Source organism: Azospirillum fermentarium (genome assembly GCF_025961205.1).
In the GTDB taxonomy this organism is placed as follows: Bacteria; Pseudomonadota; Alphaproteobacteria; order Azospirillales; family Azospirillaceae; genus Azospirillum; species Azospirillum fermentarium.
Map to the genome: position 1 here is coordinate 974,289 of NZ_JAOQNH010000003.1, position 17,147 is coordinate 991,435.

Sequence of the window (17,147 nt, forward strand, 5' to 3'; positions counted from 1 at the left end):
ATGACTGCGACACCCTGCGCAGCGATCCGGCCTTCAAGATGGCGGTCGGCCGCCTGCCGGAGAGCGGAGGCGACCTCTGCTCGCAGCCGACCATCAGCCGGCTGGAGAACCTGCCCGGTCCGGTGGCGCTCAAACGCATGATGGCGGCCATGGTGGAGCTGTTCTGCGACAGCTTCGCCACGGTGCCGCGCCGCCTCGTGCTGGACATCGACGACACCGAGGATCGCGTCCACGGCGCCCAGCAGCTCTCACTGTTCCACGCCCATTACGATGGGCGCTGCTTTTTGCCGATGCACATCTACGAGGCGACCACCGGCAAGCCGGTCGCCGTCATCCTGCGCCCCGGCAAGACGCCGGACGGCGCCGAGGTGGCGTTGGTGCTGCGCCACGTCGTGCGGACCATCCGCGCCCGCTGGCCGCGCGTCGATATCCTGGTGCGCGGCGACAGCCATTACGGCCGCCACGAGGCGATGAACTGGTGCGAGCGCAACCGCGTCGGTTACGTCTTCGGCCTGGGCGGCAACAAAGTCCTGCTCGGGCGCGTCACCGATCTGGCCGAAGACGCCGCGATGGGCCGGCTTGCCGGGGAGGCGGACAAGGTCCGGCGTTTCCGCGAGTTCCGTTACGCCGCCCGCACGTGGAAGGTCGAGCGGCGGGTCATCGCCCGGATCGAGGCGTCGGCCCAGGGCACCGATACCCGGTTCATCGTCACCAACCTGACCGGCACGCCCCAGGCGCTGTACGAGACCATCTACTGCGCCCGCGGCCAGATGGAGAACCTGATCAAGGCGCACAAGCTGCACCTCGCCTCCGACCGGACGTCGTGCAGCAAGGCGACCGCCAACCAGTTCCGGCTGCTCATCCACACCGCCGCCTATTGGCTGCTGCACACCGTGCGCGGCTTGGCGCCGAAGACGTCGTTCTGGCGCGAGGCGCAGTTCGACACGCTGCGCCTCGGCCTCATCAAGGTGGCGGCGCGGGTCGCCCTTCACCGGCTCGTAATAGCTGGAGCGGCTGAGCGACACCAGAGCGCACTGCCGGGTGATCGACAGGCGCGGATGCTCCGGCTCGATCATCTCCCGCCTCCGGCCGACGCTCATCGACCGGAGGCCTTGCGCAAAAAATCGCGTTCCACGACCAGTTGCCCGATCATGGCGTGCAGCTTTTCCACCTCACCCTGATGGCTGGCCTCGGCCGCCTCCGCCTTGCCGGAAAACACCCCGGCCATCCCCTCGACGGCCTGCTTCTTCCAGGCGTTGATCAGCGTCTGGTGCACCCCGTGCTTGGCCACGAGCTGCGACACCGTCAGCTCGCCCCGGATCGCCTCCAGCGCCACCTTCGCCTTGAACTCCGCCGAATACCGCTTCCGTTTTCCCGTCATCGGGTCCGTCCTTCCTGATGGGCGAACCAAGCTTATCCAACTGTCCGGGGAACGGGGACCACCTCAGATCTCCCGGCCGTCGATCAGGCACTCGCCGACCGTTGCTGCGCGCTGGCCAATGATCCCGATTACCTCAAGGCCGTCACGTGGTTCCATTGGTGGCCGCAATTCGCATGAAATCTCATCAATGGAACCCTTCAGGCGCCGGCCGTATGAGACGCGGGAGGAAGGAGACAGAGATGACCGGCTTGACAGCGCCGAAAACCCCATACAAGCAATTACCAAATTTTGCGACAAGGTCTTGGGCCGCCCATCCGGCTGCCATGAAACATTCCGATTACATAAGTATTAATCGTCAAATCACCAAATAATAAAGATTCACACAAAAAAATAATGGTTCGCCGACGCTCAGCTTGTCATCGGGGGATCTCTGTAAAATTCCTGGCATCTGGTGGCAAATACCAAATCGGATAGCGGACGCTTTCGTATCCGAGCCAGCTCTGAGCGCGGACTTCACTCCTGCGACTTCAAGGCTTCAGCAACTGCAGCAGTGACAATTTTAGCTATCGTACCTTCAGAAATCCCTTGTGGTGGTACGAGCTCAAGAATTACCCGGCGTTCGACATCCGTCTGCTTCGGCTTTACACCCGATTGCCGAAGCACGTTGATAACGCTGCAGGTCATGCTGACGGTCGCTACAATCAACGCAGCAATGGCAACGACAAAGCCGGGCTCAATAGCGAAATGCCGAGATGTACTTCCCCCCTTGATCAGTCGCTCTACCTGCTGTTGAACCGTAAAATCGAATTGACTCGCGACGATTCGGATTAGGTTTGCCGTTTGTTCGTTCATTGAGGTGCCCTTTGGTTGCAATTACGTACATCGTGAGCTTCAATTCGAGCAATCAGACGCCGGGTCATCGTGACCTTACCGGCAGCCTGATCACCAAGAGTTTCATAGAAAGCCAACGCTACGCGCGCGTAATCGAGAGCGTCTTCAAAGCGATGAGATTCGCAAAAGACAATGGCAAGGTTGTAGCGAGACTCCGCTACAAAATAATAATTACCTTCCAATTCGCGATAGTATATAGATTTCTGAAAATGATTGATTGCTGCGTCATGATCGCCCAGGGTGGAAAAGATTGCCCCCAAAAAACTATGCGTCACTGCTCGACCGATATGGGCATCAGAGGGGAATAGGATGAGCGCTTGGTGATGACTATTAACAGCTGCGCGCAATTGGCCCACTTGGATGTTCCAGTCGACGCCTGCACGACGCATGATTTCAAAGCGCCTCCAGGCAACAATACCCAACTGACCGTAGCATTTTGCTCGACCGAGACGGTCGTCTTCAACGTGCCGTTCGAGACTTTCCCGGTATGCAGCTTCTGCAGCGGCGAGATCCTGGGTTGTCGTTCCGCTCAGCAGGTAGGCTTGTCCGATATTAAAGGCGTTGAGTGCAACTTCACGGCGCCTGCCAAGGCGCTCAAACAACGTTTTCGCCTCCTGCAGGGCGGTGATACAGGACGAGTCGCCAGTACGGGACTGAAGGCGGCCAAACTCTTGCAAACTAACCGCCAAGTGCCCAATGGAACGTTGATTGCAGTCATCCGAGCTGATTGGATCGGTAATGAGGGCGTGGCCGGCGAGACGTCGATCTACCGTCACTTGCTTCGCCAAAAAAGCGATGGCTGTGTCGAAGTCTCGGTTGCGTTCAGCGAGCCGCGCCCGGAAACCCATTGTTAGCGACCACTTGGCCTCGCGGCCAAGCAAAGGATCACCTGTGGTCCGGTCTTCCACCAAGGGGATGACGGGGGCGACAAGTTCTTCCCAAGCGGCCCAGCGGCCATCACTGGTGAGAAAGTGCTCCAATCCTCCCGTCACGCTTACTGCCGGTTCCCACCAACCATGCTGCAAGGCTAGGGAGCGGGCGCGGAACAGATTGCTCCCTTGAGTCCTCAGCACGTCGAGGGCGGCGTAGTCGCCGTGAGAAAAACTATCCGACCAGACCTCAGCCAAGTGCCCGATCGCTTCGCTCCAGGCGCGGACGGGCAAAGTGGAGTCGGGGAACGACTGGTCGAAACGGGACTTGAGAAACCAGGGCAGGACAGGATGAACACCGTAATATACCTTGCCCCAAGCCGTAAGCAGACCAAGTTCAGCCGCACGGTTGAGAAGTTCGGTCCAGACAGGGTATCCGAGCCCGGCATAGGGCGCGGCCCGTCCTGGATTCCAGTCCTCGCCCATCATGACCAGTACACCGGTATCAACCACTCCCTGGAACAGGTGAAGCAGGGAAAGCAAGATCCGTTCGTCGGTGCTGAAACCCTCATTAAAGCCGTAGTCGAGGGAAGCGCCCAGAGAGCGCCCGCGACCCTGGCTGACGTCGTCGTCGAAAGATTGTTCTCCGGCCCTAAGACGCTCGATATAGGCTGCGACGCAGTCCTCGGTAATGAGGTTATCGCGCAGCGCCTGCCCTACAACCACGGTGAGGGTCATAGGATTACCTTCAGTCCACTCCAACAACGGCCGAAGCGTTGCGGTTGCCCCTTTTCCACGCTGGTGATGGTCCGCCATCTTCGCCGCCATCTCCAGCCGCTCGCGCATAGGCATGCGACCCAACGACACCCGTACCGGCAAGGCGCCAAGCCAGCCCTGCTCGTCCTGACGTGAGGTTAGCAGGATGCGAGCCTGGGTGCCGCACAAGTGCGTGAGGAACTCCCGCAGTTCAGACTGTTCCGCAGCGCTCCAGTTCGAGGGCGAGCCGGTGGGGAAACCCGTGACCGTTTCAACATTGTCCCAAATCCACAGCACCGGTATCTGTCGAAGGATGTCGAGTGCGACAGCGGCACGTTCGGCAACGCTACGCGCAGCCCAGTTGATGCCTCTGGCTACTAACACTTCGCCAAAGGCTTCTTCAACACGATCAAGCACTCGAGCGAGCGGCTTATAGGTTTCAAAGCTTTCGAACCACACATCTGTTATGTTGCCGCCGGTGTCACGGTACCAGCGGGCAAACTCGATGGCGGTGGTAGTCTTGCCACTGCCAGCATATGCGTGGAGCAGCACGATTTTGTGCGCATCAAAGGCACGATCCAGGGCCAGAAGGGTATTATCGCGCCCGATAAAGCCGATAACGGGCGAGGCCGGCAGCGCATCATGCCTTAAGCCACCGTCCCGGACGGGGATCGTCTTCTCCTTACGCATCGGCAGCAGCGAGAGTGACTGCGATTCAAACGCTACCGGCACCGACCAATCGTGAAATTCGACATTTTCTCCGCCGATCTCGCGCACGCGCTGAGCGGACAGCGTCTCACGCGCAGCAGTAGCCGCATCACCAAAGCTTCTTCCGCTCCCCAGCAGCTCATAAAACCGCCGGACATAGCGGGCTGCTGTGTCGACATAAATGGAATAACGCATAGCAAGAACAGCGTTAAGGCCCGCATTCACCGCTTCCTGCGCCAACGAGCCTTGTGTGTTGGCCTGATCGGCGTCGGCTGCATCGGCTGACTGGCAAGCGTTTAGCACCAATCCTGCCACGCCGTTCCGACGCAATAACGTCCCCAGTTCATGGCCGTTAACGAACTTCTTCCATCCGACGGCCGTCTGATCTTCAAAGATAATATAACCACGCGGAGTGGTGGCGCCCTCACCCAAGAGGCCATAAGTACCGTGGCCGTCGAAATGCACAAGGTGGAATGGTTTGCCTGCCGCCTGAGCTTTCGCCAGCACCTCGCCGAAATGAGAGTAGGTCGGAGGGCGTAGAAGGGTAAGTTCGGCCTGTTGACTACCAGCCTCTCTTAATTCCTTGACCAATCCGCTTGCCACCGAACGGAAAGGTACATCAATAGGCCCGTCCGGCCGACAAATAACCAACAGGATGCGTAGTTTCTGCTCGTCATGTAGATCAACTCCGTGATGTCCGATAGCGTCTTCAGAAGAAACCCGCACGAACGCACGGACACTTAATGCCAACGGCTTCTTGGAGTTTGGATCCTGTAGAAACTCCCAGGGAAGCGCCATTGCATCCGGCACGCCCGTCGCAATCTCGATACGGGTATCCGCAAGAAGGGTATGAATGCGTGACCATAGGCTGGAGGCACCGTCCTTTGTCGAGAAGAGTTCGCAGAACAATGCTTCACCGAGGTCCGCCATGCGCTTTTCCAGGCGCAATGCGCGCAGACGAGTGGGGCTGTCGTACAGTTGGTCCAAGAAATTCTCGAAATACCACCGCAGTTCCTTGCGTATGGCGCGGTCGATTTCAGCGGCGCTCAGACCGATCACATGGGTAATTTGGCTATCTTCCTCGCACCATGTAACATTAATCGGAAAGCGCCCATCTTCTCGCCTGGATAGCTGCTGAAGACGCAGTATGTGCATAGGACACCTCTGGCGACGTTGTACGAGAGTAGCAGATCACCCCCCATGAAGCTGGAAAAATTGCGTCCTTTCGAACTCTTCACGCCATCATGGTGCCGCGCCCCAACGTCATCATGGTGCGCCTGCAACGGATCGTGGTCGAGTAGCTCAGGCATATAGCCGCCGTCCCGGCCCTGGAGCAGGAGGACGCCAAGCGGCCGAGTCGCGAGCAAGCCCTGGTCGGGGAGCGCACGCGGATCGTCAATCGCATGAAGACAACCCTGGTCCGCCTGGGCGTCCGCGGTTTCAACCCGTCGCTCAAGAAGGCGCCGGAGCGGCTGGAGAATGTCCGGACTCCCGGAGGGGGGACCATCCCGCCCAACGCCTTGGCTGAACTGCGCCGCGATATGGCCTGCCTGGGCTAGTCCGGGAGGAAATCGAGGCCATCGAGCGGGGGCGCGCCTGGAACGGCTGGAGCGGGCGCTGGCGACCGGCCCTCAGGCCGTGGTGCGCCTGCTGGCCCAAGCCGTTGGTGTCGGGGGTGAAACCGCCGACATGCTTGTCCACGAGGTGCTCTTGCATGATCTACGGGATCGGCGTGCGGTGGCACGCTACGCGGGGCTCGCCCGCTCGGGCAACGCCCGGGCCCTCCTATGGATTCCGGGGACGCCCTCAACTTCGGCATGAGCAGGGGAATCGCATTTGAAAAAATCGTGTAGCGTGTGGGGCTGAAAAGGATTCAGTAGGAGGCTTGTCCGGCTGGTGATGGAGCCCCCCGATGATGTCGTGGTTTGAGACAGCGTTCGAAGTGTTGCCGGACCCGCGGACAGGCAACGCCAAGCGGCACGATCTGCTGGAGATCCTGACGATCGCGTTGACGGCGACGGTGTGCGGGGCGGAGAGCTGCGCGGACTTTGCCGACTTTGCGGTGGACCGCGAGGCGCTGTTTCGGTCGTTCCTGCGGCTGGAGAACGGGGTGCCCAGCCACGACACCTTCTCGCGCGTTTTCCGGCTCCTGGACCCGGCGGCCTTTGCCGCCTGCTTCGGCCGCTTCCTGGAGGGGCTGGGAGCGGCTGGGGCGGGGGTGATCGCCATCGACGGCAAGACGCTGCGGCGCTCCTTCGACGACGCGGCACGCTCCAACCCGCTGGCGGTGGTGACGGCGTTCGCCTCGGAGCGCGGCTCCAGCTTCGGCATGCGCGATGTCTGATACACCGCGCCTTGCGCCTGGAGCGCACGAGACGGGAGTGACTCTCACCTATCATATCGTAAAGTCCGCTGTAAGAGCGGACATCCTCATATGAGGGCTTGCGCTGTGATGGCTTCATATTATAAATTCCGCACCAAAGGCGGACGTTAGGATATGATTCTGGAAAGACCGTCGTCCCTGGCCAGCTATGCCCAGGAGTTGCTGTCCAGGGGACGAATCGTTTTCTCCCGCGAGGACGCGATGCAAGCCCTGGGAGTCAGCCACGGTGCGTTCCTGGACGCCGCAGAGCGGCTGCAACGCCGACGGCACCTCATCAGTCCGCGGCGGGGCTTCTATGTGGTCGTGCCACCGCAATTCCTGAACTGGGGAGCCCCACCGCCCCCCTGGTACATTGACGACCTCATGCGCCACGCCGGACAGCCCTATTACGTCGCCCTGCTTAAGGCGGCAGAGCTGCACGGCGCGTCGCACCAGGCGGTGATGGAGTTCCAGGTCGTCACCGACAAGCAGATGCCGCCAACCAAGGCGGGCCGCTCGGTGATCGCCTACTACTACCGGAAAGACATGGATGCGGTGTCGGCCGGCATCGAAGAGCGCAAGACCGATACCGGCCGCATGCACGTGTCGTCCCCCGAGCTGACCGCGCTCGATCTCATCCGCTATCCTCGTGCCGGCGGCGGGCTGGACAACATCGCGACGGTGCTGAACGAACTCGGCGAGCGGCTCGACGCCGGGAGGCTCGCCGACCTCGCCGCCGCGTTCGAGCGATCGGTCCTGCAACGGCTCGGCTATCTCCTTGAGCGGGTCGGCCGCCCCAACGTGGCCGCGGGCCTGCACGAACAGGTGTCGGACACCGCGTCCTGGGTCGAGCTTGATCCGGCGGAAGCCGCCGATCCGGACTTCGCCCCGGAACCGGTCGAACGCAACAGGCGCTGGCATGTGATTGCCCGACGCACGCCCGAGGTGGACGAATGATCCCGCAACTCAACATCACAGCGTGGAGCACCATCGTGCCGTGGGGAGACCCGCGGCAGGTGGAGCAGGATCTCATCATCGCCCGCGCGCTTGCCGAGCTGTTCTCAGATCCGGTGCTGAAGGAGGAGCTTCGCTTTCGCGGCGGCACCGCGCTCAACAAGCTGCACTTCCCAGCGCCGCTGCGTTACTCCGAGGACATCGACCTCGTCCGGACGACCGCGGGGCCGATCGGTCCGATCCTCGACCGCACCCGCACTGTCCTTGAGCCCTGGTTGGGCCATGCCAATTTCGATCAGAGCCCGGTCGCCCCGAAGCTGCGTTTCCGGGTGCCGGCCGAGAACGATCCGGGCGTGCAGATCCGTCTCAAGGTCGAGATCAACACCTATGAGATCGAGGCTTACGATCCACCGCTCATATTGCCCTACAGCGTCGAGAACCCCTGGTTCGCGGGGCAGGCGGAAATCGCTACGTTCTCGCGCGAGGAGATGCTCGCGACGAAGCTGCGCGCCCTCCTGCAACGCGATAAGGGACGCGATCTCTTCGACCTCTCCCATGCACTCGATGTGTTCCATGGCCTGAACGTTGCCCGGGTGGTCGAGTGTTTTGGCCTCTACCTTGCGCGTGCGGATCAACGTATCCCTCGGGCCGAAGCGGAACGGCGGATGTTCGGCAAGTTGAGCAAGCCGACCTTCTTGCGCGACATGCGCCCGCTGCTGCCGCCATCCTTAGCGGATCACCTGGACGAGGAAAGCATCAAACGAGCATTCGCTTATGTGTTCAGCACCTTCATCCAGAAGCTGCCCGGCGATGCCTGGAGCAAAACCGACGAGATGACGGAGCGCTTTGGGATCAGGATCGAAACAGGGCACGTCTGAAGCGACGCGAGGAACAGCACGGCAGCCAAGGCGCTGCGGGCAACACCGATCTGTTGGAAGCGCCATGTCCCCTGCCCATAAATGCTGGGAAAGCGCTGACGCTCGAAGAAGGTGGCCCAGTCGAAAACCTGGATTTCCCGCGCCCACGGAAGTCGTCGGCCTTGAGGCCGCCGCGCAACAACAGTAACCCCAATTCTCCGGCGTGCAGAGTGGTGACGGACGCCCGGTCGAGCAAGGCCTTGGCCCCTTGTCGAACGGGCGGTCCATGGCGTACGGCTTCTGCCTCACTTACTGAGAGATGGTTTTGTTAGGTCGTCTGAAGCCACCCTCATAACGGTTGGAGAATTTGGTAAACGCACAAGCTCAATGAACTGCTGCGCCAGCGGTGTCATACCTGATTCCGGCCACACAGCGGCAATGGTAAGACTTAACCGTGGTATCAGGGGACGAGCAACAAGCCCTGATATGCCCAGAAATTGCTGAATAGATGCAGGTTGTACAGCCACGCCGATACCTGCGACAATCAGTGCCAATCGAGTTTCCTGATGAAAAACAGATGCACAAACACGCGGCTCAACACCAATATCCCGAAGTGCATCAAGAAACATTGCGGTGACGCCAACGGCAATACTCTGCTGCTCAACAATTATAAGCTCTTCAGAAAGTCTATGGAGATCGATAGCAGTTTCCACCGTTAGCGGGTGGGAAGACGATAGCACAAGATGTATATCCTCCTGCCATATCAGCTCACAGCTAACATTACTTTGAAAAACAGGAAGCGGTACAAGCAATAGATCAAGTCTTCTATCGCCAAGCATAGAAAGTAGGTGTGATGGAGAGCCATCATTAACAGTAATTTTTTGACTATATTTATCAGAAAATATTTGCAATACTCTCATTAGCCGGCCAGTAGCGGCTTCAGCAGCAATGCCGAGACGTAACGGCCCCACTCCTTCATTCGCTACGGATCGGGCGATCAGGACAGCTGAATTGAGATCGGTAAGAATACGGTCAACTTCGGCCAGAAACACACTGCCAGCTTGCGTCAAGCGGCTGCCAGAGTGGGTGCGCGATACAAGTTGCACACCGACTTCCGCTTCGAGCGACCGGATCGATTGGCTGAGGGCCGGTTGACGCAAACCGAGTCGGCGAGCCGCACGATGAAAGCTGCCTGTTTCCGCCAGAACATTCAGATGACGTAAATGCCGCAATTCCATCAGGCACCTCAATCGGAATTCTGCATCACACCATCAACCCTGCTATTCCTAAGGCCATTAGCAGCGCCGCCGGTAGAAATATTACTTATCCGCTAATTTTAGCTGCTTTCATTTTTCTCCATACACCAACAGATAGACACAGAATGCTGTATCAGCGAGAGCACGGCGATCCGGTAGGCGCAACGCTTACGCACGGAGGAGCACGCCGAGGCACGACGATGGACGGAGGCCAACGTTCACGTCTCAGCAGACATTGGGACGCAACCCTGACGCTAGCCGCCCACCAGCCTGACTTGATGCTGAAGGAGATCCGTGCCGAATCCGAATTGGCCAAAGCCGAGTTCAGAGCGCGTCTTTCAATTCCGGCACCGCCTTGAAAAGGTCGGCGACGAGGCCGTAGTCGGCAACCTGGAAGATCGGTGCCTCCTCGTCCTTGTTGATGGCGACGATCACCTTGCTGTCCTTCATGCCGGCGAGGTGCTGGATCGCCCCGGAGATGCCGACGGCGATGTACAGCTCCGGCGCCACGATCTTGCCGGTCTGCCCGACCTGGTAGTCGTTCGGCACGTACCCGGCGTCCACTGCCGCGCGGCTCGCCCCCACCGCGGCCCCCAGCTTGTCGGCCACCGCCTCCAACAGGTGGAAGTTCTCCCCCGACTGCAGGCCGCGACCGCCGGAGATCACCACCCGCGCCGACGTCAGCTCCGGACGCTCCGACGTGGACAGTTCCGCCGACACGAACGACGATACCCCCGGATCAGCCGCCGCCGCGAGCGCCTCCACCGGTGCCGAACCGGTCTCGGTGACCGGCTCGAAGGCGGTGGTGCGCACCGTGATCACCTTCACGCCGTCCGACGACCGGACCGTGGCGATCGCGTTGCCAGCGTAGATCGGCCGCTCGAAGGTGTCCGCCGCCACCACCGCGGTGATCTCCGAGATCTGTGCAACGTCGAGCAGCGCCGCCACTCGTGGCAGCACGTTCTTGCCCATCGAGGTCGCTGCCGCCAGCACATGGCTGTACTGCGGGGCGAGGCTGACCAGCAGCGCCGCCAGCGGCTCGGCCAGCTGGTGCGTGTACACCGCGTCGTCGGCCAACAGCACCTTGACCACACCCGTAGCCCTGGCGGTCGCCTCGGCGACGGCACCGGCGCCCTGCCCGGCGACCAGGACGTGGATCTCGCCGCCGATCTTTTGCGCGGCGGCGATGACGGACAAAGTGACGCGCTTGAGCGTCGCGCTGTCGTGTTCGGCAAGGATCAGGATCGCCATGTCAGATCACCCGCGCTTCGGTCTTGAGCTTGTCGACGAGGGAGGCCACGTCGGCCACCTTGATGCCGGCCTTGCGCTTCGGCGGCTCGGCCACCTTCTGCGTCGTCAGGCGCGGCGCCACATCCACGCCCAGGCTGTCCGGCGTGACGGTGTCGAGCGGCTTCTTCTTCGCCTTCATGATGTTCGGCAGCGAGGCGTAGCGCGGCTCGTTCAGGCGCAGGTCGGTGGTGACCACCGCCGGCAGCGTCAGCTCGATGGTCTCCAGGCCGCCGTCGATCTCGCGCGTCACCGTCAGCACGGCGTCACCGGGCGCCACCTTAGAGGCGAAAGTGCCCTGCGGCCAGCCCAAGAGGGCGGCGAGCATCTGGCCGGTCTGGTTGCAGTCGTCGTCGATCGCCTGCTTGCCGAGGAGCACCAGCTGCGGGGCTTCCTTCTCGACCAGCGCCTTCAGGGCCTTGGCGACGCCGAGGGGCTGCACCTCAGCATCGGTCTGAACCAGGATGGCGCGATCCGCACCCATGGCGAGTGCGGTGCGCAGCGTCTCCTGGGCGGCGGCGGGGCCGATGGAGACGGCAATGATCTCAGTGGCCATGCCGGCCTCCTTCAGGCGCACCGCCTCTTCGACGGCGATCTCGTCGAAAGGGTTCATCGACATCTTGACGTTGGCAGTCTCCACGCCCGAGCCGTCCGCCTTCACGCGGACCTTCACGTTGTAGTCGATCACCCGCTTAGCCGGAACCAATACTTTCATCGCAAAAAAACTCCCATCTTCAAGTGATCACCTTGATTCGGTGAATTATGCTCCAATGCCCATGATGCTGATGCAGGCGGCTCAGTTGGCGTTGCTTCCACAGAGCCTTCACATGACATCATTGCGCCACGTCTTCTTTCCGGTACGGGCAGAAGCGCGCCCAGGACGGCGGCTGCCATTGCTGAATCTTGTTGACGCCATACGCTGGCTTCCTATCTGACCGGCGCTACAGCCGCCTGCGGCTCCGCCCCAGAACGAAGGAGAAAAAAGCCAAGCGCCGGAATGAGAATCAGCGCACCCAACATGTTCCAGATGAACATGAAAGCCAGCAATATACCCATGTCTGCCTGGAACTTGATCGGAGAGAAGGCCCAAGTGGCGACCGCGACGCCCAGAGTGATTCCTGTCAGCACAACCACTCGTCCGGTAAACAGCAGCGCCCGGTAGTAGGCATCCGAAAGACTCATCCCCTCGCGCAACCGCGCCAGCGTGACGGTCAACACATACAGCGCATAGTCGACTCCGATCCCCACGCCGAGCGCGATTACCGGCAACGTCGCCACTTTTACCCCGATGCCCAGCCAAACCATCAGCGCTTCGCACAGCACCGACGTCAGCATCAGCGGGAAAATGGCGCAGACCACCGCCCGCCAGGACCTGAAGGTGATGTAGGCGAGGATGGTGACCGCGACGTAGACCAGCGCCAGCATTTCGGTGTTGGCCTTCTTCACGACGATGTTGGTCGCCGCCTCCACCCCGGCGTTGCCAGCCGCTTGCATGAAGCGCGCGCCAGGGGAATTGTTTTCGGCCGCGAATGCCTCGACCGCCGCCACCACGGACGCGAGCGTGTCCGCCTTGTGGTCCTTGAGGTACGCATAGACCGTCAGAAGGTCACAGTTCTGGTTGAACAACTCACGGGGTGCGCGGGTGACGATCGCATTCAGCACATCCTGCGACCGAACGACGTCATACCATTTGAGGTTTCCCTCGTTCATGCCGACGACCGACCGCTTGGCGACCACGGCCAGGGAATTCGTGGACTCCACGCCGTCCAACTGTTGCAGCCGCCATTCCAGCGCATCAAGCTTGATCAGCGTCGGATAGAGCGCGCACTGATATTCGGGCGTCCGGACCATGACCACGAAGATGTCGCTGCTGGCCGCGTAATTCGCGGTGACGAAGGCATTGTCGCGATTGTAGCGGGACTCCTTGAGCAGTTCCGGTGCGCCGGGGTCCAAGTCCCCGATCTTCAGATTCAGGCTGACGGCAAAGCCCATGACGCCGGTGGCCAGCGCCGCACCGACGCCCAGGGCGGCCACAGGTCGACGGGTGAAGCTGTCGAGGAAGGCCCAGAAGGCATGGCGCTTGTGGGCGGGGTCACCGAGATCCGCGGCTTCGGCCGCGATGGAGCGCATGGCGCCCTTGGCGCTCACCCCGGTGTAGGACAGCAGGATCGGCAGGAGAATGAGGTTGGTGAAGATCAGCACGGCGACGCCGATGCTCGCGGCGACGGCGAGTTCCTGGATGACGCGGATCTCGATCACCATCAGGACCGCGAAGCCCACCGCGTCGGCCAGGAGCGCGGTCAGTCCGGCCAGGAACAGGCGCCGGAACGTATAACGTGCCGCGACGAGCTTGTGGGTGCCACGGCCGATATCCTGCATCACGCCATTCATCTTCTGGGCGCCGTGGCTCATGCCGATGGCAAACACCAGAAACGGGACCAGGATCGAGTAGGGATCGAGCTGGTAGCCCAAGGTCGGCAGCAACCCCAGGAGCCACACCACGGCCACGATGGAGCAGGCCATGACGATCAAGGTGCTGCGCAGGCAGCGCGTGTACCAGAACAGGACAGCCGCACAGATCCCCATGGCCAGGCCGAAGAACGTGACGACCTGCTTCAGGCCGGAGATCAGATCGCCGACGATCTTGCCGAACCCCGTGATGTAGATGTTGACGTTTTCGGCCTGATACGTGTCGCGCAGCGCCTCCAGCCGCTGGGAAAGCTGGTGGTAGTCGAGCCGTTCCCCGGTTTGCGCGTTGACCTCCAGCAACGGCACGAAGAGCACCGACGAGCGGTGGTTGGCGGCGACCAGTTGCCCGATCTCACCAGACCGCTCGACGTTGCGGCGCACCTGCTCCAGGGATGCCGCCGAACCGTCGTAATCGTCGGGCATCACCGGGCCGCCGTCCAGCCCCTCCTCCGTCACGCCGGTCCAGCGGGTGGCAGGCGTCCAGAGGGATTTCATGTACGGCCGCTCGACGCCCGGCAGCAGGAAGACCGCGTCGTTGAGCCGGCGCAGGGTGTCGAGATAGGCCGCGTCGAAGATGGAGCCGGAACGGTTCTCGACGACGATGCGCAGCGCATTCCCCTGCCCGGCCAAGTCCGACTTGTTGGCCAGGTAATTGGCGATGAACGGATGCTTGGTGGGAATCATCTTTTCGAAGCTGGCGCCCAGCTCAAGCCGCGTCGCCTGAAACCCGAGGAATGCGGTCAGCAGCAGGCACAAAGCGATGATGAAAGTCCGGTTGTTGAACAGCAACCGCTCCCCAAACGAGCCGGACTGATGATCGAAATCCTTGATGTCGCGGATCACCGGCGCTTCCGAAAGATCGACGCTCGATTTCACTTACCGTCCTCCGCTGATGCTGCACCAACCGACAGACGCGCACTGCCCCTCAATCCAACCACGATCAGGTGCCCGTCCGCCGCGAGGGCGACATCCGCAGGGGGAAATGGGCTGATCTCAGGCAGCTTTTGGAAATTCTTCCCGTTGTCGACGCTGCGGTACGAACTGCCGAGCTCGTCCATGAGCACGAACGAACCGTCGCCGAGTTGCGTTTCGGCGGTGAACGACACCGGCGGCATGGGGACCGGCTCCCAGGACCGCCCTCCGTCGCCGGAGCGGCAGACCGTTCCCCGCAGACCGAAGGCAATCAGCACATCGCCGCCGGACATGGCCGCGACGCCGAAAAACGTTCCCTTAGCGGGCATCGAAATCACGTCGAAACGGTGGCCGCCATCGGTGGACCGGAACATTCCTCCCTGTTCCGCCGCGACGTGCAAGACGCCGCGGGCCGACAGGATGGCGTAGAGGTGCCGGCCCTGCGGATTATCGAACGCCCCGATCATTGACGACCACGTGCGCCCGCCGTCCGTGGTCCGGAACGCCAGCCCATAGGCCCCGACGACCAAAACCGTCTGCTCATCCATGGCGTGGACCGCCAGGAACGGCTTGTCCGCACCGTCCCTCACCAGCCGATCCGCCTCGGCGAGGCGGCGGGGGGAGCCCTCGTCGGCCGCCGCGGTACGCTCAATCGCCGCCGCCATGACCCCGTCCAACTGCTTGGTCCAGGTTTCCCCTCCGTCCCCCGTCGCCAGCACGACGCCGCTGTGCCCCACCGCCCATCCGCGGCGGGGAGTCGCGAAGGACACGGCGGTCAGGGTCACACTGACCGGAACCCGTGCTTGGCGCCACCGGACACCATGATCGTCGGACAGGAGGATCGTTCCCCGCTCGCCCACCGACACCAACCGATCGCCCGCCCGCGTGGCCGACGCCATCATCAGCTGGACGCTACGCTTCGAGACCGTTGCTTCGGCCTCCAGAGGGTCGCCGGCCGGCGCGGCGCACACCGCACCGACCGATCCCAGCACCGTCGAAAGGACCAGCAAGGCTGACATTGCGAGCGGCCATCGCCGGCGGGGGCATGGGGGCACCGCCGGCGATGGCCGGACATGCCCCTTGCCTTTACGACAGGGCGTCATCGAACCCCCTGCGAGGCGAGCGAATCGCCCGTGAAGAAAGCATTCGGCTTGGGCGGCACCGCCCGCCAGTACTCACCGTTCAGGAACTGAATGACGCTGTAAGTTCCGGCCTGGAGATTATAGACGATCGTCGGATCCGAGTTGATCGCCGGCACCTCGGGCGCCGCGATCGAGAACGACTGCGACGTGCGCCACAGCTTGCCGTCGGCGTCGTAGCCGTCGATCATGGTGATGGCCCACGTGTCCTCATCGAAATAGAAGGTCCGCCGGGGAACGACGTGGCGCTTGCCCGGCGTGAGCGTCGCCTCCACCACCCACACGCGATGCAATTCCCATCGCGTCTTGTCGGGATTGGTGTGATAGGGGACGAAAGCCTCGTCGGCCGGAGTGTTGAAGTAGCGGTTGTTGTTGTAAGGGATGAACATCTCCTTCTTGCCGACCAACTTCCATTCGTAGCGGTCGGGGCCTCCCCAGAAGCCGTTCACCTCGTCGAAGTAATTGGCGCCGGACGCCACGAAATCCGGCGTGTCGTAGCCGACCGTGGGAGCGCGGCGGACGCGCCGCTGGCCCACGAGGTACTGCCAGGCCTGGCGGGCATCGTCCGGGTCGGCACGGTCACGGACCACCAGGGACTCGCCGGCCTTGAAGGACGGTTCGGTGGAGACGAAGCGGGCCAGCAGATAGTCGCCGTTCCAGCTCTGCGCCGAGCCGTCCGGAAGATAATACGGCATCTGGTTGTTGTTGTCGGCCCGGTTGGCCATGGTCCGCCGTCCGTCGGCGGAACCGACCCAGTTGACGAAGCCGAACTCGACCGACGACGGCTTCACGCGCAGGGTGTGGTTCCAGTACAGCTCGATTCCAGTCTTCGGGATCGGGAACGGGATGCCGCCGTACGCGCCTTTGATCGCCAGCCCGCCCTTCTCCAGCGTGGCCGACGTCGCGTTCCTGAACGTGTTGTCGTACACGTATTGCGGCGCGGCCGCGGTCCGGTGGGCAGGGTAGACGTCGATCCGGTAGCTCGGATATCTGGTCAGGAGGGCCTTGACGCCTTCGCCGAGCTTGTCGGCGTACTGGCCCATGTTCTTGGCGGTGATCTGAAACAGCGGCTTCTCGCCGGGAAACGGATCGGCGGGCAGGTTGGAGGTGCGGCTGCCGGGCGTCGTCAGTCCGCCGTTCCAGGCCGGAATGCTCCCGTCCTTGTTGCCGGCCTTCTCCGCCCCCAGGGGCGTCAGCGTCGATTTGAGCTTTGCCGCTTCATCGGCGGTGACCGCAGCGTGCGACAGTCCGCCGGACAACAGCAGGACAACGACGCTTGCGAGTGACAAATTCTTGATCATCTTCT

At 61.8% G+C, this 17,147-nt stretch carries 11 protein-coding genes and 3 pseudogenes; 5 read left to right on the plus strand and 9 right to left on the minus strand.

The annotated features are described in order from the left end of the window. Nucleotides 1-14: 14 nt before the first annotated feature. A pseudogene (locus tag M2352_RS24565) lies at nucleotides 15-932 on the plus strand (IS1380 family transposase); the annotation flags it as partial. Between the two features lie 30 nt (nucleotides 933-962). Here the strand turns inward: M2352_RS24565 and M2352_RS24570 are convergent. The 3 genes and pseudogenes from M2352_RS24570 to M2352_RS24580 all read right to left on the minus strand — a co-directional run. After that, nucleotides 963-1,381: pseudogene (locus tag M2352_RS24570) on the minus strand (transposase); the annotation flags it as partial. A 513-nt stretch (nucleotides 1,382-1,894) separates the two neighbouring features. Beyond that, a complete protein-coding gene (locus M2352_RS24575; protein WP_264667149.1) occupies nucleotides 1,895-2,233 on the minus strand; it encodes a hypothetical protein in 339 nt (112 codons plus the stop codon). Further along, a complete protein-coding gene (locus tag M2352_RS24580; RefSeq protein WP_264667150.1) occupies nucleotides 2,230-5,760 on the minus strand; it encodes a tetratricopeptide repeat protein in 3,531 nt (1,176 codons plus the stop codon). The genes M2352_RS24575 and M2352_RS24580 overlap by 4 nt, the downstream gene beginning before the upstream one ends. Nucleotides 5,761-6,008: 248 nt before the next feature. Here M2352_RS24580 and M2352_RS24585 point away from each other — a divergent pair, with 248 nt between their 5' ends. The 4 genes and pseudogenes from M2352_RS24585 (at nucleotide 6,009) to M2352_RS24600 (ending at nucleotide 8,799) form a co-directional block, all read left to right on the plus strand. Next, nucleotides 6,009-6,164 (plus strand): hypothetical protein, encoded by a 156-nt coding sequence (locus tag M2352_RS24585; RefSeq protein ID WP_264667151.1) that lies wholly within the window; start codon nucleotides 6,009-6,011, stop codon nucleotides 6,162-6,164. A gap of 353 nt (nucleotides 6,165-6,517) precedes the next feature. Beyond that, nucleotides 6,518-6,946: pseudogene (locus tag M2352_RS24590) on the plus strand (ISAs1 family transposase); the annotation flags it as partial. A gap of 156 nt (nucleotides 6,947-7,102) precedes the next feature. Then, nucleotides 7,103-7,924 carry a type IV toxin-antitoxin system AbiEi family antitoxin domain-containing protein gene (locus M2352_RS24595; protein ID WP_264667153.1) on the plus strand — a complete coding sequence of 274 codons (822 nt, stop codon included), beginning with the start codon at nucleotides 7,103-7,105 and terminating at the stop codon, nucleotides 7,922-7,924. Beyond that, on the plus strand, nucleotides 7,921-8,799 hold the full coding sequence (locus M2352_RS24600; RefSeq protein WP_264667154.1) for a nucleotidyl transferase AbiEii/AbiGii toxin family protein: 879 nt from the start codon (nucleotides 7,921-7,923) through the stop codon (nucleotides 8,797-8,799). The genes M2352_RS24595 and M2352_RS24600 overlap by 4 nt, the downstream gene beginning before the upstream one ends. A 284-nt stretch (nucleotides 8,800-9,083) precedes the next feature. On the opposite strand, the gene M2352_RS24605 is transcribed toward M2352_RS24600, so the two are convergent. The 6 genes from M2352_RS24605 to M2352_RS24635 all read right to left on the minus strand — a co-directional run bounded on the left by M2352_RS24605 (nucleotide 9,084) and on the right by M2352_RS24635 (nucleotide 17,142). Next, nucleotides 9,084-10,016, minus strand: coding sequence for a LysR family transcriptional regulator (locus M2352_RS24605; protein WP_264667155.1), 933 nt, complete (start codon nucleotides 10,014-10,016; stop codon nucleotides 9,084-9,086). Nucleotides 10,017-10,358: 342 nt separating this feature from the next. Next, the gene (locus M2352_RS24615) at nucleotides 10,359-11,285 is read right to left on the minus strand and encodes an electron transfer flavoprotein subunit alpha/FixB family protein (RefSeq protein WP_264667156.1); all 927 of its coding nucleotides are present in this window, start codon (nucleotides 11,283-11,285) and stop codon (nucleotides 10,359-10,361) included. A gap of 1 nt (nucleotide 11,286) precedes the next feature. Then, nucleotides 11,287-12,036, minus strand: a complete 750-nt coding sequence (locus M2352_RS24620; RefSeq protein ID WP_264667157.1) for an electron transfer flavoprotein subunit beta/FixA family protein — start codon at nucleotides 12,034-12,036, stop codon at nucleotides 11,287-11,289. A gap of 212 nt (nucleotides 12,037-12,248) precedes the next feature. Next, nucleotides 12,249-14,666, minus strand: a complete 2,418-nt coding sequence (locus tag M2352_RS24625) for an efflux RND transporter permease subunit (protein ID WP_264667158.1) — start codon at nucleotides 14,664-14,666, stop codon at nucleotides 12,249-12,251. Beyond that, complete coding sequence (locus M2352_RS24630) at nucleotides 14,663-15,721, minus strand: WD40/YVTN/BNR-like repeat-containing protein (RefSeq protein WP_264667159.1); 1,059 nt, start codon at nucleotides 15,719-15,721, stop codon at nucleotides 14,663-14,665. Before M2352_RS24630 ends, M2352_RS24625 begins: the two co-directional genes overlap by 4 nt. Nucleotides 15,722-15,801: 80 nt before the next feature. Further along, on the minus strand, nucleotides 15,802-17,142 hold the full coding sequence (locus M2352_RS24635) for a DUF1329 domain-containing protein (RefSeq protein ID WP_264667160.1): 1,341 nt from the start codon (nucleotides 17,140-17,142) through the stop codon (nucleotides 15,802-15,804). Nucleotides 17,143-17,147: the final 5 nt, after the last annotated feature.